This window comes from Treponema phagedenis (assembly GCF_008153345.1).
Lineage (GTDB): Bacteria > Spirochaetota > Spirochaetia > Treponematales > Treponemataceae > Treponema > Treponema phagedenis.
The window spans coordinates 2,549,691-2,573,664 of the sequence record NZ_CP042818.1; the positions used below are offsets into that span (position 1 = coordinate 2,549,691).

Below are 23,974 nucleotides of genomic sequence, written 5' to 3' on the forward strand. Positions count from 1 at the left end.
ATAAGGTTGGTTCATTATGAATAAAAATTCTTCTCTTTCATTTTTTATTTTAGCGGTTTTTTATCTAATTTTAGGTATTCTTTGTGTATCAAAACCGGAAACAATAAATATTATTATTGTAACCTGTATCGGAATCGCCATAATTCTATTTGGTGTTTACCAGTTGATACGCTGGTTGTACTACAAAGGAAATATAAGCGGCGGAAGGATCAATCTGGTAAGTGCCGGTATTTTAATTGCCGCCGGGATATTTTTTTTATTACAACCGAAATTTATTCTTGCAATAGTTGGTATTATTTTCGGACTTTTTCTTTTTACGCAAGGCATACTTAATTTGAGTCAAGCAATTAAAGCAAAACAAAATCAATTTGCCTATTGGTGGATTTTTTTATGCTTTGCAATACTGGCCATTTCGTTTGGAGTATATTCAATTTTAAACCCAACCGAAATTTCATCTTTTTCCGCTGTTATCATCGGAATCGGGTTCATTATAAGCGGAATCAGCGATATCTTTTTATTACTTGCATATAAATAAATACTGAAAGATACAAAGAGCGAGCAGTGCACCATTCTCTCATTAACGTGCCGGTATGCTAATCGGAGCATCAATAGGCGGTTTGCGGATTCGGTATTTCCACGGGAATTGCCACGAACGCAAAAACGGATTCAACATTCCTATGGTACCACTACGGACACCAGAATTACGGCTTTTATTCTTCATGCTCTTGTCGTGAATACACCGCAGGCGCTCTTGAACTTTTTTCCGCAAGTTGTTATATTTTTATAGAATATGATTCAGTTTTAGTATGATACGGAGGTTTATATGATTAAAACGGTAAAAGATATTGAGCTTAAAAATAAGCGTATTATTATGCGTGTTGATTTTAATGTGCCGATGAAAGACGGAGTGGTTCAGGATGATACCAGAATTGTTGCGGCATTGCCGACCATTAAATATATTCTTGAGCAGAAGCCGCGCTCACTGGTGTTGATGAGTCATCTTGGCGATCCCGAAAAGGATGCAAAGAAGGCTGCTGAAAAAGCGGCAAAAGACGGGAAGCCTTTTGATAAAGAGGCTTTTATTAACGGCAAAAACCGCATGAAGCCCGTTGCCGAGTATCTTGCAAAAAAGCTTGGCTCTTCCGTTGAGTTTGCAGATTCCTGTATGGGACAAAAGTCCCGCATAGATGCGCTGCCCGAAAGTGGCGTTTTGATGCTGGAAAATACCCGTTTCCATAAGGAGGAGACGGCGAAAGAACTTGATGCACAGCGTGTACTTGCAAAAGAGCTTGCAAGCTACGGCGATGTGTATGTAAACGATGCTTTTGGAACCGCGCACCGTGCCCATGCCTCAACCGCTACGATTGCGGAATTTATGAAGGTGAAGGTTGGCGGCTTTTTGATGGAGAAGGAAGTAAAATATATTGAACCAATGGTAAAAAATCCGCCCAAACCGATGATTGCCATTATCGGCGGCGCAAAGGTTTCTTCCAAAATCGGCGTGCTTGACAGTCTGTTAAAAAATGCCTCCGCTTTGATTATCGGCGGCGGTATGGCGTATACTTTTTTGAAAGTGCAGGGTCATGCAATCGGTAAATCGCTCGTAGAAGATGATTATTTGGATACGGCAAAAACGCTGCTGGAAAATGCAAAAAAGCAGAATGTTCGTATTATTTTGCCGGTTGACCATGTATGCGCGGAAACTTTTGCAGCCGATGCAAAACCCGTTATGGTTGACGGCGTGGATATTCCCGATAATCTGATGGGAATGGATGTCGGGGCAAAAACGCTTGCCTTATATCAAAAGGAAATTGCCGCGGCAAAATCCATTGTGTGGAACGGACCTGTTGGTGTGTTTGAGTTTGAAGCTTTTTCAAAAGGGACGTCCGAGGTTGCGCACTATGTTGCCGATGCAACCGATAAGGGCGCTGTCAGTGTGGTCGGCGGCGGAGATTCCGTTGCGGCGGTGAATAAGTTTAATCTTGCAAACCGTATGAGCCATGTATCAACCGGAGGAGGCGCCTCGCTTGAATTCCTTGAAGGGAAAACATTGCCGGGTATTGCCTGCCTCGAAACAAAATAAGGCTTGAGTACAGAGACTGAAAAACAGCCTGGTTTGCATGTTCGGCGGGTTTTGTTTTACCGCAAAACGGCGCCGAACGCTGTTTTGCAAAAATCGTGCGGTATGTGTTCCGGTGTGGCGTTTTGTGATTAACTTGCTGTTGTACTAATTGGAGTGTTACCCATACCGGCTTGCAGATTCAGCATTACTATGGTAAGCTACTCACCGTTGCGCCGTGTCGGACTCCTTTTTATAACAGGGAGTTTTCAAACTCGTGGTTTAGTTTTTGACATGGACGGCAAAATCAGAACTGCCACGGACGGCAAAAATCAGAACAGGCACGGACGCCCGTGGTTCCACGCAGAAATGAGTTAAAAGCGGATCGAGTTATCAAAAAAACATTATACCAGCAGAACTCGTTGAAACAAAATGAGAGAAAAACTTTTTATACAATTTATTTATTAGGAGAAATTATGCGTAAATATTTTATTGCAGGAAACTGGAAGATGCACAAAACAAAGGCCGAGGCTGTTGCTTTGGCAAAAGATGTTGTGGAAGCGGTAAAGGGCGGGCCGCATAAGTACATGATTGCGCCAAGCTTTACTGCCTTGGATGCGGTTTCACAGGTTGTAAAAAACACGAACGTCCTACTTGGTGCACAGAATATGAGCACTGATGAGCAGGGTGCTCACACCGGTGAGGTTTCCGTGCTGCAATTAAAAGACCTCGGCGTGCAGGTTGTGATTTTAGGGCATTCGGAGCGGCGTCATATTTACAAAGAAACCGATGAAATGGTTAATAAGAAGGTGAAGCTTGCCCTTGCACACGGACTTGAAGTTATCCTTTGTATCGGTGAATTGTTGGAAGAGCGGGAAGCCGGTAAGGCTGAGCAGGTGTGTGAAGCACAAACCAGAAAAGGGCTTGACGGCGTTTCAAAAGAGGATTTAAAACGAGTAACCATCGCATACGAGCCGGTATGGGCAATCGGCACGGGGAAAACAGCCACTCCCGAAGATGCGGATGCAATTCATGCTTATGTACGGAAAATAATTGCCGATATATATGATAAGGACGCAGCGGATTCGATTATTATTCAGTACGGCGGCTCTATGAAAGCGGAAAACGCTCAGGCTCTTTTGGCGAAAGAAAATATTGACGGCGGTCTTATCGGCGGCGCCGCCTTAAAAGCGGAAACTTTTGCGCCAATTGCGCTTTGTAAGTAGCTGAAAACAGAGCTTCATACATAGTTTTGAATTCATCTTTATACACATCATTCTATTGAATTCGTTCCTCTCCGCTTTGTTTTACAACAAAACGGAGGGGCGCATACCATACGAAAAAGCGGTCTTATAACAACTGTTTAATCCAAGCGCTCGTCCTTATGCGTAATAGATTTCATACCGTCTCTTACGTAAACCAATTATATGAGGAAGACTTATGTCTGAAAACGTCGAACGGCTGCTTCATCGGGTTAAATCGGCACTGCTTTCAAGAGATTTTGATTTCGGTGAAAAAATATTAAAGGGATTTTTAGAAAGCAATAAAAATTTAGAGAAACAAGACGAGTATGAAATATATTCGGCTTTGGGACAGTTGTATCTTCGATCGGAACAATTTCAAAAAGCATTATCCGTCTATAAAAAATTACAAATGCAAAATGCTCAAGATGCTGATGTACTGAACAATCTTGGTACCGTTTATCGCCGTTTGGGAAAACTACCTGAATCCGTTGCCATATTAAAAACAGCGCTCAAACTGGGCAAAAATAAAGAAACTGTTTTATACAACCTCGGGAATACATACAAAGAAGGAGAAGTGTACGATAGAGCGGCAGACTGCTTTAAACAAGTTCTTGAATTAAACCCTAACGATGTGCTTGCCTATAATCATCTCGGAACTATTCAAGCATTAGAAAAAAAAACTGAACTTGCAATTGAAACCTATTATAAAGGCTTGTTGCTTGACCCTAATCATCCTTTCTTACACTTTAATCTTGCAAACATATTTTATAAGCAAGGAAAACTCACCGCAGCGCTTGAGTCCTACCTTGAAGCGGTAAAGACAATGCCGGGCTTTATTGAAGCACAAAAAAACATTGCAGACATTTATTTAAAAATCGGGAAAACAGATCTTGCCCTTCATTCATATAAAACGCTGATACAAATTGAAGGAGAATCCGACAAAAACCTTACAGCACTCGGTACCTTATATGCACAAAAGGGATTTAAAAAAGAAAGCAAAATTTATTATACTCAAGCTTTAAAAATCAATAATAAATTTGCACCCGCCGCGGTAGGCATAGCGGAAATTCTTATTGCTGAAAAAAAATATCTTGAAGCTTTACATGCCCTTGAAGTTGCAGGCGGAACTGCGAGTAAAGTAAAAGAACTGTTAGTTACTATGACAGAAGTTTGCTTAAAGCTTAGAGATTACGCAAAAGCAAAAGAAGTTGTTCTTCATTTTGACCCTGAATGGGATAACGACATTGCAGCGTTAAAAGTAAAAGGCACGCTTTTTTCTCTTTTAGGAGATTCGGAAAAAGCAAGCGAAGCTTTTAAAAAAATCCTTGAAATTGCACCGTCCCAAATTGATTTTAGACTTGAGTTGGCTGAACAATACTTCCTCTCTCATCAATATGAGGAAGCAAAAGAAGAGCTTGTACAATATTTAAAAAACAAACCCGGAGATATTCCCATACGAATGCGTCTTGCAGAGATTCTTGAAACTATGGAAAAACCAAAAGCTGCTTATGATGAATATAAAAAAATACTGCAAGAAGATGCCAATCATATAGAAGCCAATAGGGCCATAGCCGCCTTAATGAAAAAATACGGAGAACTTGAAAGCGCCATTCATCTTGCCGGAGAAATCGCAAATATCCAAAGTAGCGGCGATATTGAAAATTCCGTAGCCTCCTTTTCTCAAACTCTTGATTTATACGAAAAAGCTGCGCAAGCATTTGAAAAAGATGTAGGACTGAATGCCAATATTGATTTTTCAAATGATGACGATGAACAATTTTTTGATGCAGATAATATTGAAATACAAAACCTCCCTACATATAAGAATGAAGATATCATTTCTCTTTTTGATGAAGAAGATGAGGACACATCTTCGTTTCCCTATGAAGCATTAATAGAAGATGAAGACGGAGAAAATTATGAACTTGATCTTTCAATTGACTCCCCGCTTTATGATATTTCCGATTCCTCTGATAACTCTGAAGACAGTGAACTCAGCGATATCCCGGAAGAAGAAATGGGAAATCCTTTCGAGTACGATCAAAAAGAAAATATCTTTTCGGGTTCTGATACCGACAATAACGACACAGTATCCGACTTTGAGGAAGAAAACGGTTCCCACCACTTTGAAACAGACCGTGACAGTGAAGCTCCCCTACTCTCCCCCGACAATCTTATAGACAATAGTGAAAATCTTGGAGAAGCTGAGTTTGAACCTTTTTATGAACAGTCACCGGAAAAAAATCAGCAAAAAAATAAAGAAGATTTTTTAACCGATAATAATTTTCTTGGAGAAGCCGACGCTGATCTTATACCGTTTGATGATAAGGATATTTTTAATCAAGACCTTTCCAATCAAGAACTAAAAGGCAAAGAAAAATCAACTTCATCAAAACACTCCGATGCAGATGATACAATATCTGAAAGCCAAAAAAATGCAGCAGACCCTGCTTCTAAAAAAACCCCGGCACTTCCTCCGCACACAAATCACCAAGAGAACCCCTTACAAGATTTCCCATTTAGTCCGTACTTTGATCCGGTGCAAAAAGCAAATACAGCTTTTGCAAAGGCTGCGGAAACACTTGAAAAACTTGCTAACAAATTAAATGATAAAATCGATTCATTGCAGTTCTCCAATGATAAAAAAAACGCTTTCGATTTTCCCAAAACCGAAAATCGTCCAAAACCGCCACAGCCTGATTTTGCCGATACCGATTCAAATCTCATCAGCAATTATGATTTTGCAAATACAAACGAAGATGAAATCGATTTATCAGAGCCGGAAAAGCCTATTGAAGAATCCCCTTCGGAAGATATAACGGAAAGCACCGAGTACAACGATGAGTTTGACCCGCAGGATATAACCGATGAAATCGATTTATCAGAGCCGGAAAAGCCTATTGAGGAATCCCTTTCGGAAGATATAACGGAAAGCACCGAGTACAACGATGAGTTTGATCCGCAGGATACAACCGAAGAAATCGATTTATCAGAGCCGGAAAAGCCTATTGAGGAAGCCCTTTCGGAAGATATAACGGAAAGCACCGAGTACAACGATGAGTTTGACCCGCAGGATATAACCGATGAAATCGATTTATCAGAGCCGGAAAAGCCTATTGAGGAATCCCTTTCGGAAGATATAACGGAAAGCACCGAGTACAACGATGAGTTTGATCCGCAGGATACAACCGAAGAAATCGATTTATCAGAGCCGGAAAAGCCTATTGAGGAAGCCCTTTCGGAAGATATAACGGAAAGCACCGAGTACAACGATGAGTTTGATCCGCAGGATATAACCGAAGAAATCGATTTATCAGAACCGGAAGAGCCTATTGAGGAAGCCCTTTCGGAAAACATAACGGAAAGCACCGAGTACAACGATGAGTTTGATCCGCAGGATACAACCGAAGAAATCGATTTATCAGAACCGGAAGAGCTCCTCGAAGAATCCCCTTCGGAAAACATAACAAAAAGCACCGAGTACAGCAATGAGTTTGACCCGCAGGATACAACCGAAGAAATCGATTTATCAGAACCGGAAGAGCTTCTCGAAGAATCACCTTCGGAAGATATAACGGAAAACACCGAGTACAGCAATGAGTTTGACCCGCAGGATACAACCGAAGAAATCGATTTATCAGAACCGCAAGAGCTTCTCGAAGAATCACCTTCGGAAAACATAACAAAAAGCACCGAGTACAGCAATGAGTTTGACCCGCAGGATACAACCGAAGAAATCGATTTATCAGAACCGCAAGAGCTTCTCGAAGAATCACCTTCGGAAAACATAACAAAAAAAACCGAGTACAGCGATGAGTTTGACCCGCAGGATACAACCGAAGAAATCGATTTATCAGAACCGCAAGAGCTTCTCGAAGAATCACCTTCGGAAGATATAACGGAAAACACCGAGTACAGCAATGAGTTTGACCCGCAGGATACAACCGATGAAATCGATTTATCAGAACCGGAAGAGCTTCTCGAAGAATCACCTTCGGAAGATATAACGGAAAACACCGAGTACAGCAATGAGTTTGACCCGCAGGATATAACCGAAGAAATCGATTTATCAGAGCCGGAAAAGCCTATTGAGGAATCCCTTTCGGAAGATATAACGGAAAACACCGAGTACAGCAATGAGTTTGACCCGCAGGATATAACCAAAGAAATCGATTTATCAGAGCCGGAAAAGCCTATTGAGGAATCCCTTTCGGAAGATAGACCGATTGAAGATGAAGAAAGCGAAGATGAATTTGCTACAGTTGAAAATAAAGAAAACATAGAAGAGTTTGATACAATTGAAATAACCGATGACAAACCTGAGTCTTCCGATTTATCAACCCATTTTGATACGCAGCGTTTTGCACAAGTTTCTCATCTAATTGATGCAAAGGATTTGCTGAATTTACTTTCCTATTTAAACGCATCTATTCTTTCGTCAACAGAGGTAGAGCCAATGTCGTTTTTAGAAGGTAATGATCAAGCGCAATTAGATTATATTATGAACAAGCTAAAACGCATTGGAGGATTAAAAAACAGAGCACTTTTAAGTAAGATACATCAGAACTTTAAAACTATTTACGGAAATGAAATGGAATCATTTAATGATATGTTTAAATACTTTTATAGACTCACAGTAGAATTTTCAGATAGAATTCTTGCAGCCGAATGTATTCGCTCATTAGATATCCTTATGAAAAAATTTCAAATGTTAAAGGAAATAGAATAAACAGGCAGCCTATTTTTACGTTGCCCTTCATCGACGGCAACTATATTTTCCGTCCTCTTTTAGAGACACGGAAAAACTTATACGTAAGGAGAATAATTATGGAAATGAATAAGTATATTGATCACACCTTATTAAAACCGAATGCAGTTGAAGATGACATCATTCGTATTTGTGATGAAGCAAAAAAATATGAGTTTGCTTCCGTTTGTGTAAATCCTTGTAATGTGGCAATCGTAAAAAAAGCACTTGCCGATACAACGGTAAAAACATGCAGCGTTATCGGTTTCCCGTTCGGAACACAAGTTTCTGCAATCAAACTTGCGGAAGCAGAACAGGCAATTGCCGACGGAGCGGAAGAAATCGATATGGTAATAAACATTGGGAAATTGCTTGAAGGAAATACCGAGTTTGTTACAAAAGAAATTAAAACCATTGCAGATGCTTGCCATAAGAAAAACGCACTGCTGAAAGTTATTGTAGAAACCTGTTACCTTGAAGAAAAAAATATTGCCGACGTCTGCGCTTGTGTTGAAAACGCAAATGCCGACTTTATTAAAACCTCAACCGGCTATGGCTCCCGTGGTGCAAGTACGGATGACATAAAACTTTTTAAAAAGTATCTTAAAAAAGATACCAAAATAAAAGCTTCGGGCGGAATTCGTACAAAAGCCGATGCTGAAATGTATATTGAACTCGGCTGTTCAAGAATAGGAACCAGTAACGGCGTCGGCATTATCGAAGGCTAAACAATCGCAGTAGAACAAGTATCACATTCTGTAATTAACTTGCTGCTATACTCATCGGTGATGTGTGCGGATTTAAGCATTCCTATGCTATCGCACCGCCAAAAAGATAATCGGCACTTTAACCGCCTTGCTTTTTTTCAATAAAAAAGTATAATAAGCAGAAGTAAAACACGAGATTTAATTTTAGGAGATGTTATGAAATTAGTTTTAGTACGACATGGCGAAAGTGAATGGAATAAGCTTAATCTATTTACCGGCTGGACAGATGTTGAGCTTTCGGAAAAAGGTATGGAAGAGGCTAAAGAAGGCGGCAAAGCGCTGCGAGAAGAGGGGTTTGATTTCGATATTTGTTATACCTCGTATTTAAAACGAGCGATTCACACCTTGAATTTTATTCTTGATGAAATGGACAGGAACTGGCTTCCTGTTGTTAAAACCTGGAAATTAAACGAGCGGCATTACGGTGCTTTGCAAGGATTAAATAAGGCTGAGACTGCGGAAAAATACGGCGAAGATCAAGTAAAAAATTGGCGACGCTCTTTTGATATTGCTCCGCCTGATTTAAAAGAGGGAGATGAGCGCTGCCCCTATTTACAAACACCGTATCGAAATGAGAATAAAAATGAGTTACCGTTTACCGAAAGTTTAAAGGACACAATTGCTCGCGCGGTTCCGTATTTTGAAGAGTATATCAAAAAAGACATGCTTGCCGGCAAGCGAGTGCTTATTGCCGCACACGGAAATTCTTTGCGTGCGTTGATTAAATACTTTGAACATTTAAGCGATGAAGAAATTATCGGTGTGAACCTTCCAACCGGTGTACCGCTTGTGTACGAATTTGATAAGGATTTTAAAGTCATTGATAAGCGTTATCTTGGCGATCAGGAAAAAATTGCGGCAAAAATAAATGCCGTTGCAAATCAGGGAAAAAAGAAATAAACTCGAAAAATCAACCGTCAAGCATTTTTGCTTGGCGGTTTTTTTGTAATTAATAGAACTAATAATGGTTTAATGTTTACGATGACTAATAATTTAAAGGAAAATTCAATGCATGCTGAAAAAACTATACGACAGATCTCACTGGTATTTGTTTTATTATTGTTCCTTTCCGGTTGTGTGCATATAGAAAAAAATAATGTTCAAGCATCATCTAATGCAGTGCAGCAAAAAATCGAAAAAGAAGAAATCTATGATTATCTAATCTTTACAGATTCCGAAACCGAAGATAGCGGATTTATAGTAAAAGCAAATCCGCAGAAAATACAGCGAATCAGTAAATTGTTTATTCCTAAAACTTATCGCACCAAACCTATTACCGCCATTGCCGGTAACGGTTTTATGAATTGCACCTCGCTGACGGAGATTTCGATTCCTGACAGCATACGAGAAATACCCGACTCTGCGTTTAAAAATTGCTCAATGGTACGAAAATTGACCATAGCTCCTACCATAGCCGAAATCGGAGTGGCGGCTTTTATGAATTGTGGAAATTTACAAGAAATACACATCACTGCCGGCATACAAAAAATACGAAACTCCGCATTTGCTAATTGTGTTTCGCTAAAAGAAATAACTTTTGAAAAAGGAGAAGAACTCACTATTTATGAACGTGCTTTTACAAATTGCGGTTTTTCAAAACTGATTTTTCCCGATCGGATTGTTTCGATAAAAAATGCAGCTTTTTATAACTGCAAAGAGCTTACACAAATTGCTTTAACTTCTCCTGTTCCTCCGGAGCTTGGGCAACAAGTTTTTATGGATACATCGCTCGAGAGTGTTTTAATTCCGTCCAATGCATATGAAACTGCTGAAAATTGGGAAAGTTATGCCAGACTTATGCAGACCCCGTAGTGTACTGTTCTGCGGTTAACTTGAATGTATATAAATCATTTTATATAAACCAAGACAATTTTATAAAAAGAGTCAGACACAACGTCATAATTTTGCCGTCCATGGCAAAATTATGCCTGCGAGTTTTAAAGCTTTGCAAATAGTCTTGCTTTAAAACATCGCTTCTGTTTGGAACCACTGCCACGCCCTGATTTTTAGTATTCCTGTTTACAGTAGCTGCGAGTTTTAAAGCTTCAATTTTACAGTTTTGTGTTGATTCTTTTAAACATCGTTTGGAATTTTGCAAGGGTGAGTAAACTTACCATAGGAATGCAAAATACGGTAAGCTATTACCGCTAATGCACTTCTCTAAGTTAATGAGAGAATGGTATATTAGAATAAGATACAAAACTGTACTGTTAAAAATAAAGGATACAACTAAAATGGCAAGAGCACAAAGCAAAACTGATTTACTAAAAGATTCGGAAAGTAATTTTTCCATACTGATGGAAATAATTAAGAACATGAACGAAAAAGAATTGAATGCAGAATTTAATCTTGATGTTTCCGTAAATAAAAAAGAAGCTCATTGGCAACGAGATAAAAATATACGGGATGTTCTTATTCATCTGTATGAATGGCAGGAGTTGTTGCTTCATTGGATTCATTCAAACATGACCGGTGAAGAAAAACCGTTTTTACCCGAGCCTTATAACTGGAAAACCTACGGCGAGATGAATATTTCTTTTTGGAAAAAGCACCAACAAACTTCCTGCAATGATGCTATTAAGCTTTTAGAACAAAGGCACAAAAAGGTTATAACCGAAATAGAAAAGTTTTCCAACGAGGAGTTATTCCAAAAGGGAAAGTTTAAATGGACGGGCACAACCACGCTTGGAAGTTATTGTGTTTCTTCCGCCTCAAGCCACTATGATTGGGCAATAAAAAAGATCAAGTTTTTTAGAAAAGCAAAGACGCACTAAAAAGTATTAGCTGCATGAGTGCTAACTCTAACATTTATGCAGCCGTAGATTAATTTTTATTCCAAACTCTTCCCATCGCTAAAAGCCTTACCGACTTTTTTTCCGAGCACAAGATAATCATGATGAACCGGATCGTAGCAAATTGCTTGAAGCTTTTCTGCGTCAATTAAATCGTCTTCTCCAATTATTTTTTCATCGGCACTGATATTAACAATTTCGCCGATAAAGTTTCCTTCTTCGGTTGTTTTTATGAGTCTGCATTCCAAAGCCATTGGCAATTCGCGGATAATAGGCGCATCGACAAACACGCTTTTTTCCGTAGTAAAGCCCGCCTTCTCCATTTTATCGGGCACCTTATTCCCGGAAGCAATACCGACATAATCCGCCGCAACTACATGATCAGCATCCGCAAAGCTTATAGTAAAAGCTTTTTTCGCATGAATGTTTTTTGCGGTTTTATGTCCGGGACTCAAGCAAATAATTACTTGATTGGTATCGTAAATACCGCCCCAAGCCGCATTCATTGCGTTTGCCTTTCCGTTTTCATCATAAGTGCCCACAATCAAAACCGGCAATGGATAAAACCAAGTCTTTACACCAAAATCTTTTCTCATACTCTTCTCCTATTTAAATTTTTAAAGTGTGTAAATTCGGAAAAATATTTTCTTCGATGATTATCACTATAGCTTAAATCAATTTTTTATTTTGTCAATCCGTTCTATTTTAAATACCTGCCGATAGCATTCACGTCGGACGGTCTTACAAAAAGTCCGTCATAAACATTTGCCACCATATCGGATAACCGATAATGATGCGATATGTTTTTCAATAGACCGGAGCGAGTTTGCAATTGCAGGACGCGCGTTAGCATCTCGTTCCGCTATGGCAACTTCGGTGCATTCCTTGTATTTTTCAGGATACGGGTTTGCCGGAATAATTCTGTAAAGCGCTCCCTTCTTCTAAAATATAATAGTTAGAGTCAACTCTAAGTCAATACTGTTTAAAATTTTTATACAAATTTTATAAAGAAAGAAATCGACACGGCGCAACGGCGAGTAAACTTACCATAGGCAAAATGCAGTTTCCGAATTTTGCCACCTTTTTTTTTGATACGGCAGGCAACAGTACTTCTGCGTAGAGCATCGAGCGTCTATGTCCGCTCTGATTTTCTTATTTGCGGCAGTTTACTATCGGTACACAGAATTCGATAAGCCGGCATTGTTGACATGCAGCTGAGTATAACATCAAGTTAATCACAAAACATTACACTAAACCCTTGACTTGGAGTAAGCTCTAAGTTGTATAGTAAAAGTATTGAAAAAAGAGTTACAATTTTTCAAAAATATTTTTACAAGGATACAAAAATGACAGTTAACGAAAGTTGCAAAACTCTTCGGCATTACTGCGAACACACTTCGCTACTATGAAAAAGAAGGTGTAATCCCTGAAGTTGCAAGAACACGCGGAGGAATTCGTAATTATACGGAAGAAGATTTAAATTGGATTCAAACCGCAATCTGTTTTAAAAGTGCGGGGCTATCTGTAGAAATGTTGGCTCAGTATGTGCGATTATTTCAAAAAGGCGATACAACATTGAAACAGCGATGCGATTTATTAAAGAAAGCGCGGGTTGAAGTTTTAGAAAAGAAAAAAAAGTATGATGATGCTTTGGAAAAATTGGAATACAAAATTGCAAAGTACGAAGAAGCGGTAAAAACAGGTAAACTTGTTTGGGATAGCGAAAATACGGAATTATGCAAAGTTAAGACAAGGAGAAAATCAAAATGAAAAAAACATATATTATTATTCACACACATACTTCCATCGATGGAAATATTAATTCAATGGATTTGCCGGAGTTTGACATAGCCTCTCAACATTATCAACAGCTGTGTTTGTCAAAAGATAGTAAGATAAAAATAGATGCATATCTAAACGGTAAAACCTCAACAGAAGACAATGTGACATTTTATAAGAAACCAAAATTAGATGAAAATGCACCAAAGGTTCCGGGTGGCGACTATGTAGCTGTAGAAAAAATGCCGATGTATTATATCTCCATTGATCCAAAAGGAGAGCTTGCCTTCGAAACAAATACTTTTTACTATGGAGGAGTTCCTACACATTTTATAGAAGTTCTAACAGAAAAGGCATCCAATGCTTACAAAGCCTTTTTAAGGAGTAAAGAAATTTCATACATTGTAGCTGGACAAAATAATATAGATTTTGAAATAATGTTTGAAAAACTACAGGAATTGTTTGGAATAAGAAGACTTATGGTAGGTGGTGGAGGTACTATAAACTGGACTTTTTTAGATAGAGGATTTGTGGATGAAGTCAGCATGGTTATTGCACCGATTGCAAATGGAGATCCCAATGCCTCGAGATTCTTTACTGCAAAAGAACCTTATACAAAAATAAAAGATAAGGCTTTTGAATTAAAGAATGTAGAAGTTTTAGACGGCGGAGTTATTTGGGCATTATATAAAACAAAAAAATAAATTACGCATGAGGAGGTAAAACGATGGGTATAAAAAACAGCCGGCTTTCTAATATAAAGAAAGTATTTATGAAACTGTTTATCGTTTGCATCATGGGGATGTTTTCCGTTTGTGCAATCGCAAATGAAAAAGATGAAAATATAAAGGAAGAAATAATGAATACAAACATAATGTATATTAAAGTGGGAGATAGGATTTTAACGGCAAGCTTGGTTGACAACTCTTCCACTCGCGCATTAAAAAAATGCTTGCCGAAAAGCCGCTTGTAATTACCATGAGCGACTACGGCAATTTTGAAAAAGTAGGAAGCTTGGGAAAAACACTGCCGCGGAACGATGAATCCATTATAACAAAGCCGGGTGATTTAATTTTGTATCAGGGTAATTCCTTTGTTATTTATTACGATACTAATTCTTGGAATTTTACACGCCTTGGGAAAATTGAAAATATAAGCCAAGGCGAATTGAAAAAAATCTTAGGGGTAGGTAGTATTACCGTTACACTTTCTTTAGAAAAATAAAATCTTAAAAAAACAATAGGAGCAGATAAATGTTAGGAAATTTTAAATACGCAAATCCGACACGGATTTATTTTGGAGAAGATTCACTTGAAAATTTACATGGTGAATTGAAAAATTACGGCAAAAATATTTTGCTTGTATACGGCGGGGGGGCCATAAAAAAGAACGGAATTTATGATGACATTATTTCTATTTTGAAAAAAGAAAATAAGAATGTGATTGAAGATGCAGGCGTGATGCCGAACCCCACTTTAAAAAAATTATATGAAGGAATAAAAATCGCAAAAGAAAATAAAATTGATTTTATTCTTGCGGTAGGCGGTGGCTCCGTATGCGATTATGCAAAAGCGGTTTCAGTTTCCGTGCATTGCACTGAAGATCCTTGGGAAAAGTTTTTTGTGAAAGCGGAAGAGCCGATACAAAAATTATTCCGGTCGGCTGTATTCTTACAATGGTGGGAACCGGCTCGGAAATGAACGGCGGTTCCGGTATCACTAATACAGAAAAAAAATTAAAAATCGGAAAAGTATTCGGTGAAGCGGTTATGCCTAAGTTTTCTATTTTAAATCCGCGGTATACTTTTACGGTACCGAAGTACCAAATGATATCAGGCATCTTTGATATCATGTCGCATATTTTAGAACAATATTTTTCGGGCAGCGATGACAATACTTCCGATTATATCGCTGAAGGTTTACTGCGCTCTCTTATTCACAGCTCAAAAATTGCCGTTAGAAACCCCGAAGATTATGAGGCACGAAGCAATATTATGTGGACGGCAACGATTGCTTTAAATGGCCTCATCGCAATGGGAAAGACAACCGATTGGATGGTTCACATGATTGGACAAAGCATCGGTGCATATACCGATGCTGCTCACGGCATGACCTTGTCGGCGGTATCCATTCCGTATTACAAACATATTTTGCCCTATGGTCTAGCGAAATTTAAGCGCTATGCCATCAACGTATGAAATGTATCCCCAAGCGGAAAAAGCGATGAACAAATTGCGTTGGAAGGTTTGGAAAAAATGACTGCGTGGATGAACGAAATCGGTGTTGTGATGAACGCAAGAGAACTTGGCGTTACCGAAGACATGCTTGAAGGCATAGCCGAAGGACATTTATTTTAACAGGTGGATACAAAATTTTAACAAAAGATGATGTGATGGGAATAGTAAAAGAATCGATGGGGATTTTCGGATGATTGCGTATGTTCGGAAACAACTTGAAAAAGCAATCGGCTTTTTGTAGTGAAAAACAAAAAACATAAAATACTTTTCAAAACCGCATCATCATATGGTGCGTTTTTTTTAATTTCAACCTTGCTGATATTTTTTTTGTAATTCTTCTTGTGCGCGGAAAACTACACCCTGCGGTTCTGCGCGTTTCCAACTGCCGTCACTTTGCATATAATGTGCTTTGCAATTGTCTTGAAAATAGGTTTCAAGTATGTCGGATATTTCTTTTTTGTTATCCTCGTCAAAAACAGGAAACATAAGTTCGACACGACGCTCAAGATTACGCGGCATCCAGTCCGCACTTGCAAGATACGTTTCAGTGTTTCTGTTGTTGCAAAATTGAAATATTCTACTATGCTCAAGATAGCGGTCAATAATGCTGACAACTTGAATATTCTCACTTAAGCCGGCAACCTGCGGCACAAGCATACAAATACCGCGTACGTTTAAGCGAATACAAACGCCCGCAATGCTTGCTTTGTATAAGGCATCAATTAACTCGGTGTGCGATAAGCTATTCATCTTTGCAGTAATGTATGCAGGTTTACCGGCGAGCGCATTTTGTCGTTCACGCTCAATAAGATCAAGTAATTTTTGTTTCATAAAAAGCGGTGCGATAATAAGCGTGCTATTTTTAAAAGTTTTTTCTTGCGGGCTGCGGGCAAGCAATTCAAAGATTTGTTTTGCATCTTCGGTCATTTGTTTGTTAACGGTAAAAAGCGAAATATCCGAATAAAGTTTTGCAGTACTGCTATTATAATTACCGGTAGAAAGATGCAGGTAATCGCGCTCTCCGTCTTTGTCTTGGCGCGTAATCAATAACATTTTTGCATGTACCTTGTAGTGTGGTAAATCATACATAACGGTAACACCCGAACGTGTTAATTTTCGCACCCACTCAATATTCTGTTCTTCATCAAAGCGTGCCTTTAACTCAATAAAAACCCGAACTCGTTTTCCTTTTTTTGCTGCACGCTGAAGCATTTTTATTCCCGGTGAATGTCGGCTTGTTCTATATAAAGTCATCTGGATAGAACGAACCTGTTTATCCGTTGCGGCATTTGATATAAGTTTCAGCACCGGATCAAAAGAATGGTAGGGGACATGCAGTAAAATATCTTTTTTTCGTATTTGCTTCCAAAGGCTTTTTTGTAAATCAAGTGAGGAAGAAATACTATGCGCCCATGGTGAATTTTTAAGTTTTGGAAAATCGCAGATATCTGCAAGACTTGCAAATTCCGCAAGTCCGACAGGACCGGCACTTGCATATATTTCTTTCGGGAGTAAATTAAATTCTTTTTGCAAGCTCTCTAAAAGTTCCGGACTATTATTCGTGCAATTCATTCGAACCAAAAAAGAATTTTTTCTCCGACGCAACACATCTTCCATTGCTTGGATAAAATCTTCGTCCCGAGTTTCATCAACAGTCATACTTGCCGCACGATTTACTTTAAAAATCATATGTGCCAAAATATTATATTGAGGAAAAATGCTTTCTCCTAAAAATTGGATAAGCTCATCAAGCAATACAAACTCGGTTACATCTTTTGTCGGCAAAAAAATAAATCGTGAAAGATGAGAAGGTTTTTGCACCAGCATTATTTCACTTGTCTTTTTATTTGACTCTAGGCCTTGTTGTTTTTTTTCAACAAGAAATGCAATATGCAGTTGTATATTGGTAACTGCCCGTAAAATTGTATTTAAGTCTGCCTTTCTGATGATTAATGAAGGCAGAATAGTTGTTTGAAAATATTCCGTAAAAAATTCTTGCTGCGCTTCGGTGCAGTCTTGCGGCTTTTTGTAACACAAACCATTGAGAGCCAACTGCGGTAAAATTTCTGAATGCAAAATATGCTCTTGTTTATCGAAAAGGAGCCGCACTTTTTTTTCTATTTTTTCAAGCTCTTGGATATATGAAAGCTCTGATTGATTATCAGTTTTTGCGGTTTCGAATATCATCTCTTTTAAGCCCGCAACTCGTACCATAAAAAATTCATCAAAATTCGATGATACAATTCCGATGAAACGTAATCGTTCTAAAAGCGGAACTGTTTGCTGAGCGGCTTCATCCAAAACGCGAGCATTAAAATCTATCCACGACAGCTCTCTGTCTAAATACATAAAAAAAGTATACTCAAAGAAATAAAAAAATCAAGATTTTAAAAAACTTTGACTAAATCAGGATGCAGTTATTCCGAAGAAGCTGTACTGCTAAAAGGATTTTACCTTTTCCGTTTTGCTTATCAAAGCTCACGCACTTAACATAAAGTTCTGTAATAATCGCCGATTATATTAACCTGAACATCAAAACTGATGGCTTACAAATTTAGCATTCCTATGGTAAATTACCCACCCTTGCAAAATTCCAAACGATGTTTTAAAGCATCAACACAAAACTACTATAGCGTTTTGTAATTAACTTCCTGTTATAAAAATCGAAGTATCAACAATAAGGGGCTGCGAATTTAAGCATTCCTATGGTAAATTGCTTACCGTTGCGCCGTGTCGAACTCTCTTTGATAAAATTTTTCACCTATGAAAAATCTAAAATCTAATTATAAAAATAATTTGATAAGAAAAGTTTTATCAAAACCCGCAAACCTGTTTTGTAATTATGCATGCGGGTTTTGATTATGTTTTATTTTATGGCTTGAACAAAATAACCGATGAATGCAATGGTTTGAGGCTGATAAATGATGTCAACCAAAAACGCTCCGACAATCGGTACAATCATCATTGCCTTTTTTGACATGCCGTATCGTTCATTGACCGCTGTCATATTTACGATTGCAGAAGGCGTTGCTCCCAGTCCGTGTCCGCAAAGTCCTGCGCACATTACCGCCGCATCATAACTGCTTCCAAGCAATTTAAATACTACAAAGTATGCGGCTAAAATCATAAAAACTACTTGAGCCAATCCGATAAGCAATACGCCGCCTAAGAGTCCTGCTAACTCCCAAAGCTTTAGCGTCATCATAGCAAGCGCAAGATATAAACTCAGCATAACATTTCCGATTTCATCAACCAGCGGATAGCTGAACTTGTAAAATTTAAATTTATCATTCACATTCCGAACAATAACCGCAGCGAACATAGCGCCTACATAGGTAGGAAATTCAAGTTTTTGAATCGCAATAAGGCTGCTTATAAATTTAGCAATAAGAGAGCCGGCTGCCATACATACAATAATTACCACAACATTTTTTATTATATCAAGACTGGTAAGCTCAACCGATTGGGTGTTGATTGCTTGAGCAGATAACGCATCAAAGTTTTCATCTTCGGACGGTTTTAAATGATTCTTTTCGATAAGCATTCTTCCAAGAGGACCGCCGACAAGTACCGCAGTGATAAGACCGAAGGTTGCGGCTGCAGCTCCCACTAACGGGCACTGTTCATATCCCATTTCCGCAAAAGTGTTTCCGTAGGAAAGTGCTGCGCCGTGTCCGCCGATCATGGAAATAGCCGAAGAAAGCAGTGCGTAAGGAGCAGGAATGTTCATTGTTTTAACAAAAATAATTCCGATTGTATTCTGGAAAATTGATATCACGCCGGCAATGAGCCAATAAATAATCAAAAGCTTACCACCCTGTTTGAGTAATTTAAAACTCGCCCCAAGTCCAACTGTTGTAAAAAACGCAAGCATAAACGGAGATTGAAACGTATTTACAAAATTAAAAGAAAAAGTTCCGCTTACATGCCCCGCATAGGTAATAAACATAAACAAGAACCCGCCGACAACCGGAGCAGGTATACAGTATTTTTCGATTACCTTAACCTTATTCTTTACCCAATACCCAAGCAGTAAAAGAATAGACGCAAGTGCAAGTGTAAATATCGCATCTAATTTAATCGTAAATACACTTCCCACCATTTCAAATGACATAATATCCTCCTAAAAAAAACAGATTAGCAGTATCAATAAAATACCGCGTTCTTTTTTCTATTTCATGGTGCCGCGCATAACTTTCGTCTCGTTCAAAGGTGTCGGGTACTTCCGTAATCGGATAGCGTAAATATTTTTCCAATATTTCAGGTTTCGGCATATTCGAAGGCACTTTACGGAACACATCGTAATCGTCCCAAGAATAAATAAAACGCACCTTTTTACCCAGGTCCTGCAAGGCCCGAACAACCAATTCCACCGAAATAATTTCGCGGAAATTTCCAATATGCACGGTTCCCGAAGGCGTAATCCCTGACGCACATGTGTATTCGTCCAGCTCGCCACGCTCTCTCAGAATTTTTTCAGCGGCAAAATCCGCCCAATGTAATTTATTCATACGTCACTCTTATCCACAATAAATATTAAAAACGATATGTTTCTCAAGTATAATAACCTGTGTTTTCTATATAATACTTAAGAAACCGAATAAAAGAAGTATAGCATAATTTTACAACAAATGCTAGAGTCCAATAAAACCTTCCTTAAAATTGAACAATTGAGGAAATATCAATTTTCGAAAATTGTTCAATTCCGCCGTTTCGCAACATAGTGAGAAACGGCATACAAACTGCAAGTTTTGCAAATCAGTTTACCAAGCAAAACTTGGCGTTTAACGAGCCGCGCCATTTCAGCGGCGAAGTTAAACCTTCGATAAAAGCCGCTTATCGATTTTGTTATCTTGATATTTTCATTGTACTATGATAGAGTAACTATCATTGATTAAACGGATTGATGTATGCAGCGTATGGTATATTTAAATGCAGTTGAATATTTCTCATTCCAAATGTTTTATAGCTTTCTGACTTGTGCTTTTAATTTTGGCACGGTTTTTGCTCAATCAATCAATAGAACCTTTCTTTACTTTTTATCCGTGTTTAAGAATGAGCACGGTCAACAAAAGACGTGAGGCGGCAAGTATGGGAACTGCGAACTGTCCGCCGAAAAATACGGACATTTTTTGTGTTAGGGATTGTAGGGGAAATTTCGGCATTTTTCAAAATGCCGAAATTTGTACACGAACGCACGGCAATTTTCGTGCGTTCGTACCGGAGCCCCGAAAAGCCCGACGGCGCTGCCGACACGGATTTAAAGCAGCGGCGGAACACCCAAATAGAAATAGCAATTTATTTTTTTACTCCGACAGTATTTGTCGTATCGCGTGTGCTAGAATGAGGTATGACAATGAATGAGCGGAGAGTGCAGTTTTGGCGACTGTTGCGGATTGACGAAGAAATTCGAGCGGGGCGGTATCCGACGGCGGAAAAACTTGCGGCGCTGTTTGAGGTGAGCCGGCGAACGATTGAGCGGGACATTGAGTTTTTGCGAGATATGTACGACGCTCCGATTGACTACGATGCGAAGCGGCGCGGTTATTTTTATGCGAGCGAAACTTTTTTCCTGAAAAGCCTTTTTTTGAGCGACGAGGAACTTTTTGCGGTGGCGGTTTTTGAAAAGACATTGCGGCAGTATCGGAATACGCCGATTGAGGCGAGGCTTCAGGCGGTGTTTTCAAAACTGGCGGCATTGCTTCCCGAAGATTTGGTTTCGGTGAGTACGCTGTGGTTGGATGACGGGGTTTCGTTTATCAGCGAACCGGCACCTCCGATAGAGCCTGAAGTTTTTGAAGCGGTTTTCAGCGCGGTAAAGCGGAAACGAGCTTTGAAGTTTTTTTACCGCAGTTTGGAACAAAATGAGCCGAGTTTGCGCGTGTGCGAGCCGTATCATATTGTGTGTCAGCGGGGTGCGTGGTATGTAATCGGACGCTGCCGTGAAAAAAACGATGTGCGGATTTTTGCGTTCAGCCGGATGAGCGGAATTTCGCTACTGGAGCGGGACGCGTTTGAAGTGCCGGAGGATTTTAAGCTTGCCGATTATATCGACACCAATGTGGGCGTGTGGCTCGGAAAGCGGACGCCTTTTACCGTGCGGCTTTTGTTTTCGCCTGCGGTCGGCGTTTTTGCCGAAGAGCATCTTTGGAGCGATGAGCAAAAGGTAAAGGTGCTGCCCGATAAAAGTGTCGAGGTGAGTTTTTCTACAACGCAGTTTGAAGAAATCATGCGCTTTTGCTTGGGGCAAGGTGCGACGGTAAAAGTGCTTGAGCCGCCGGAGCTCGTGCAAGCGGTACGGAAAGAAGCGGCAAAAGTGGCGAGGATGTATTCTTAATGAGGAATTATGAATTTATTCTAATGAGGAATTGGGAATGATGAATGAGGAGTTAGAAATTTATTCTAATGGGGAATTAGGAATGATGAATTATGAAAACCGACAATGTTATTGTAGAGAAGTCAAAGAGTTTTGCACTTAAGATTATACGGATATACAAAATCTTGTGTGATGATAAGCGGGAGTTTATTTTGTCAAAACAAATGCTGCGCAGCGGTACAAGTATCGGTGCAAATGTGAAGGAAGCAATCAGAGGGCAAAGTAAAGCTGATTTTTATGCAAAACTTTTTATTGCATTAAAAGAAGCCAGTGAGACGGAGTATTGGTTGGAGTTATTGCATGAAAGCGGGTATTTGAGCGAAGAAAACTTTTCTTCCATTTATCCGGATTGTCAAGAAATTATAAAAATTTTAGTTGCAATCACAAAAACAAAAAATAGCAAGGATTAATTCTGAGATTAATTCTTAGTTATGAATTTATACTTAAGAATTAAATACAGCCTTTTTGCTTTTTGAAGGCTTAAATCAAAAGGCGAATAAAATATTTTTAGTTCACAAGAATAAAGGGCTTGTGAACGGAGGAGAAAAATTATGAGTGAAATAATCGTAAGAACAAAGAATGATTTTGAACGTGTGAAAAAAGAGCTTCCGGATAAAATAATATTTGAAGGTGAAATGGCAAAAGGAATTAAAAAGGCTCTCAAAGCTAAAAAAATTCGAAAGGGCGTTGCTATTGGTGGTGGTGTTCTCGGTATCGGTGGACTTATTGCAGGAGTGATATTAGCACCGGTAACCGGCGGTTTATCATTAGTTGGTGCTGCACCGGCTAGTCTTACCGCTGCGATTGCTTTTGGCGGAACAACAATAGTTCTTACAACAGCTGAAGTAGCAATTATTGCTGGAGTAGTTGCTTTTGCTATTGGGATAGCAGCTTCGGTCATAAAAGATGTGCTAAAAAACTACGAAGAATGTGAAGTGAAAAATGGAAGAGTAGTACTGAGAAGAAAACAAACAACTGAGAAATAATTATTTCCAAAGGAGTAAAAATATGGAATTAGAAAACAGAAAACTTTTTTCTGATGTATTGGATGAAGTGCTTCAGATCGAAAAGGATGCAGAACTTGAAACGACAAGTACGCAAACGTTAATTGAGGCGGTGAACACCGGAAAATTATTGGTTCCGGTTGTGGGGGGTTTAGTGCGGGGAAAAGTTCACTGCTGAATAAGTTCATGGGAAAAAATGTACTGTCGGTCGGCATCAATCCTGAAACGGCAATTCCTTCCGAACTTTATTTTTCGGAAAGCGAATATTGTGAAGGCGTTACAAGTGACGGCATGGTAACACGATTGAACGATGATAGCGACATCACAAATTATGTTTGTCTTCGCCGGTACATCAAGAGCGAGGCGTTAAAAAAATTAGAGCCGATTGTCTTAGTGGATATGCCGGGATTTGATTCATCGTTGGATGCACATAACAAAGCAATTTTTAATTATTTAGATAAAGGTTCTCACTATGTTGTGCTTACTCCGGTCGACGCCGGAACAATTTCAGCTTCAATGAAAAAGCAAATTCAAAACATACTTACCTTCGGGCGTGAATGCAGTTTCTTTATTTCTAAAACCGATTTACGAAGTTCTGACGAAGTAGCTGCCGTTAAAAATGAGGTGCAAAATGAAGTAAGTATGTTAACCGGAAAAGCTGAAACCGTATTTGAAATTAACAAAGATGATGTTTCGCTTTTTAATAATTTTGCCGAATTACTTAATGCAAACGAGCTTTTTAAAAAAGTTTTTCTTGAAACGATTAAAAATGAATGCTTTGATGTAAAGTACTCAATTAACATAAAAATTTCAGCATTAAAAAAAGATAAAAAAACGAATGAGCAGTTTATTGCCGACTTGGAAAATGCACTTCATAAAATAGAAGAAAAGAAAATGAAAATTATCGAGCAGGAAAAAAAATAATAATTTTGCAAGCGAGGCAAGTGCTATTGCTGATATGGTCGGTAAT

The 23,974-nt window shown here is 38.9% G+C and carries 22 protein-coding genes and 2 pseudogenes; 20 read left to right on the forward strand and 4 right to left on the reverse strand.

Annotation, left to right across the window (positions count from 1 at the left end; translation table 11 throughout):
• The first annotated feature begins 16 nt into the window (after positions 1–16).
• The 8 genes from FUT79_RS11180 to FUT79_RS11220 all read left to right on the forward strand — a co-directional run bounded on the left by FUT79_RS11180 (position 17) and on the right by FUT79_RS11220 (position 11,591).
• The gene (locus FUT79_RS11180) at positions 17–535 is read left to right on the forward strand and encodes a DUF308 domain-containing protein (protein WP_024753267.1); all 519 of its coding nucleotides are present in this window, start codon (positions 17–19) and stop codon (positions 533–535) included.
• Positions 536–823: 288 nt separating this feature from the next.
• On the forward strand, positions 824–2,083 hold the full coding sequence (locus FUT79_RS11185) for a phosphoglycerate kinase (RefSeq protein WP_024753266.1): 1,260 nt from the start codon (positions 824–826) through the stop codon (positions 2,081–2,083).
• Positions 2,084–2,535: 452 nt separating this feature from the next.
• The gene (gene tpiA, locus FUT79_RS11190; RefSeq protein ID WP_024753265.1) at positions 2,536–3,285 is read left to right on the forward strand and encodes a triose-phosphate isomerase; all 750 of its coding nucleotides are present in this window, start codon (positions 2,536–2,538) and stop codon (positions 3,283–3,285) included.
• A gap of 214 nt (positions 3,286–3,499) precedes the next feature.
• Entirely contained in the window at positions 3,500–8,032 is a 4,533-nt protein-coding gene (locus FUT79_RS11195) for a tetratricopeptide repeat protein (protein ID WP_148889678.1), read from the forward strand.
• A gap of 98 nt (positions 8,033–8,130) precedes the next feature.
• Entirely contained in the window at positions 8,131–8,778 is a 648-nt protein-coding gene (gene deoC, locus FUT79_RS11200) for a deoxyribose-phosphate aldolase (RefSeq protein ID WP_002698642.1), read from the forward strand.
• A gap of 195 nt (positions 8,779–8,973) precedes the next feature.
• Complete coding sequence (gpmA, locus tag FUT79_RS11205; RefSeq protein ID WP_002698640.1) at positions 8,974–9,717, forward strand: 2,3-diphosphoglycerate-dependent phosphoglycerate mutase; 744 nt, start codon at positions 8,974–8,976, stop codon at positions 9,715–9,717.
• A 108-nt stretch (positions 9,718–9,825) separates the two neighbouring features.
• A complete protein-coding gene (locus tag FUT79_RS11210) occupies positions 9,826–10,629 on the forward strand; it encodes a leucine-rich repeat domain-containing protein (RefSeq protein WP_024753263.1) in 804 nt (267 codons plus the stop codon).
• Between the two features lie 422 nt (positions 10,630–11,051).
• Complete coding sequence (locus tag FUT79_RS11220; RefSeq protein WP_024753262.1) at positions 11,052–11,591, forward strand: ClbS/DfsB family four-helix bundle protein; 540 nt, start codon at positions 11,052–11,054, stop codon at positions 11,589–11,591.
• A gap of 56 nt (positions 11,592–11,647) precedes the next feature.
• Here FUT79_RS11220 and FUT79_RS11225 read toward each other — a convergent pair whose 3' ends face one another.
• Entirely contained in the window at positions 11,648–12,205 is a 558-nt protein-coding gene (locus FUT79_RS11225; RefSeq protein ID WP_002698635.1) for a flavin reductase family protein, read from the reverse strand.
• Between the two features lie 784 nt (positions 12,206–12,989).
• On the opposite strand from FUT79_RS11225, the pseudogene FUT79_RS15900 reads away from it, so the two are divergent.
• The 7 genes and pseudogenes from FUT79_RS15900 to FUT79_RS15780 form a co-directional block, all read left to right on the forward strand.
• A pseudogene (locus tag FUT79_RS15900) lies at positions 12,990–13,097 on the forward strand (MerR family DNA-binding transcriptional regulator); the annotation flags it as partial.
• An 87-nt stretch (positions 13,098–13,184) separates the two neighbouring features.
• Complete coding sequence (locus FUT79_RS15595; RefSeq protein WP_231577597.1) at positions 13,185–13,379, forward strand: hypothetical protein; 195 nt, start codon at positions 13,185–13,187, stop codon at positions 13,377–13,379.
• Complete coding sequence (locus FUT79_RS11235) at positions 13,376–14,092, forward strand: dihydrofolate reductase family protein (RefSeq protein WP_044634682.1); 717 nt, start codon at positions 13,376–13,378, stop codon at positions 14,090–14,092. The genes FUT79_RS15595 and FUT79_RS11235 overlap by 4 nt, the downstream gene beginning before the upstream one ends.
• A gap of 23 nt (positions 14,093–14,115) precedes the next feature.
• Positions 14,116–14,361 carry a hypothetical protein gene (locus tag FUT79_RS15600; RefSeq protein ID WP_148879144.1) on the forward strand — a complete coding sequence of 82 codons (246 nt, stop codon included), beginning with the start codon at positions 14,116–14,118 and terminating at the stop codon, positions 14,359–14,361.
• Positions 14,337–14,612: a cyclophilin-like fold protein gene (locus FUT79_RS11245; RefSeq protein WP_244951087.1), complete on the forward strand. Its 276-nt coding sequence runs from the start codon at positions 14,337–14,339 to the stop codon at positions 14,610–14,612. The genes FUT79_RS15600 and FUT79_RS11245 overlap by 25 nt, the downstream gene beginning before the upstream one ends.
• Before the next feature lie 29 nt (positions 14,613–14,641).
• Positions 14,642–15,088, forward strand: a complete 447-nt coding sequence (locus FUT79_RS15775; protein WP_148879145.1) for an iron-containing alcohol dehydrogenase — start codon at positions 14,642–14,644, stop codon at positions 15,086–15,088.
• A complete protein-coding gene (locus FUT79_RS15780; RefSeq protein ID WP_252714366.1) occupies positions 14,995–15,585 on the forward strand; it encodes an iron-containing alcohol dehydrogenase in 591 nt (196 codons plus the stop codon). The genes FUT79_RS15775 and FUT79_RS15780 overlap by 94 nt, the downstream gene beginning before the upstream one ends.
• A gap of 345 nt (positions 15,586–15,930) precedes the next feature.
• Here the strand turns inward: FUT79_RS15780 and ppk1 are convergent, their stop codons facing one another.
• From ppk1 to lysS, 3 genes and pseudogenes are all read right to left on the reverse strand, one after another.
• Entirely contained in the window at positions 15,931–17,973 is a 2,043-nt protein-coding gene (gene ppk1, locus FUT79_RS11260) for a polyphosphate kinase 1 (protein ID WP_148889679.1), read from the reverse strand.
• Between the two features lie 517 nt (positions 17,974–18,490).
• The gene (gene gltS, locus FUT79_RS11265; RefSeq protein ID WP_148889680.1) at positions 18,491–19,738 is read right to left on the reverse strand and encodes a sodium/glutamate symporter; all 1,248 of its coding nucleotides are present in this window, start codon (positions 19,736–19,738) and stop codon (positions 18,491–18,493) included.
• Between the two features lie 61 nt (positions 19,739–19,799).
• Positions 19,800–20,135, reverse strand: a pseudogene (gene lysS / locus FUT79_RS11270) (lysine--tRNA ligase); the annotation flags it as partial.
• An 845-nt stretch (positions 20,136–20,980) separates the two neighbouring features.
• Between lysS and FUT79_RS11275 the strand changes: the two are divergent.
• The 5 genes from FUT79_RS11275 (at position 20,981) to FUT79_RS11290 (ending at position 23,928) form a co-directional block, all read left to right on the forward strand.
• Positions 20,981–21,961 (forward strand): helix-turn-helix transcriptional regulator, encoded by a 981-nt coding sequence (locus FUT79_RS11275; RefSeq protein WP_244951088.1) that lies wholly within the window; start codon positions 20,981–20,983, stop codon positions 21,959–21,961.
• A 92-nt stretch (positions 21,962–22,053) separates the two neighbouring features.
• Positions 22,054–22,410: a four helix bundle protein gene (locus FUT79_RS11280; protein ID WP_148889682.1), complete on the forward strand. Its 357-nt coding sequence runs from the start codon at positions 22,054–22,056 to the stop codon at positions 22,408–22,410.
• 141 nt (positions 22,411–22,551) lie between these two features.
• Positions 22,552–22,986: a hypothetical protein gene (locus FUT79_RS11285; protein WP_044634822.1), complete on the forward strand. Its 435-nt coding sequence runs from the start codon at positions 22,552–22,554 to the stop codon at positions 22,984–22,986.
• A gap of 22 nt (positions 22,987–23,008) precedes the next feature.
• Entirely contained in the window at positions 23,009–23,182 is a 174-nt protein-coding gene (locus FUT79_RS15160; protein ID WP_156144689.1) for a hypothetical protein, read from the forward strand.
• A gap of 8 nt (positions 23,183–23,190) precedes the next feature.
• Positions 23,191–23,928, forward strand: coding sequence for a P-loop NTPase family protein (locus tag FUT79_RS11290; RefSeq protein ID WP_044634823.1), 738 nt, complete (start codon positions 23,191–23,193; stop codon positions 23,926–23,928).
• Positions 23,929–23,974 lie beyond the last annotated feature (46 nt).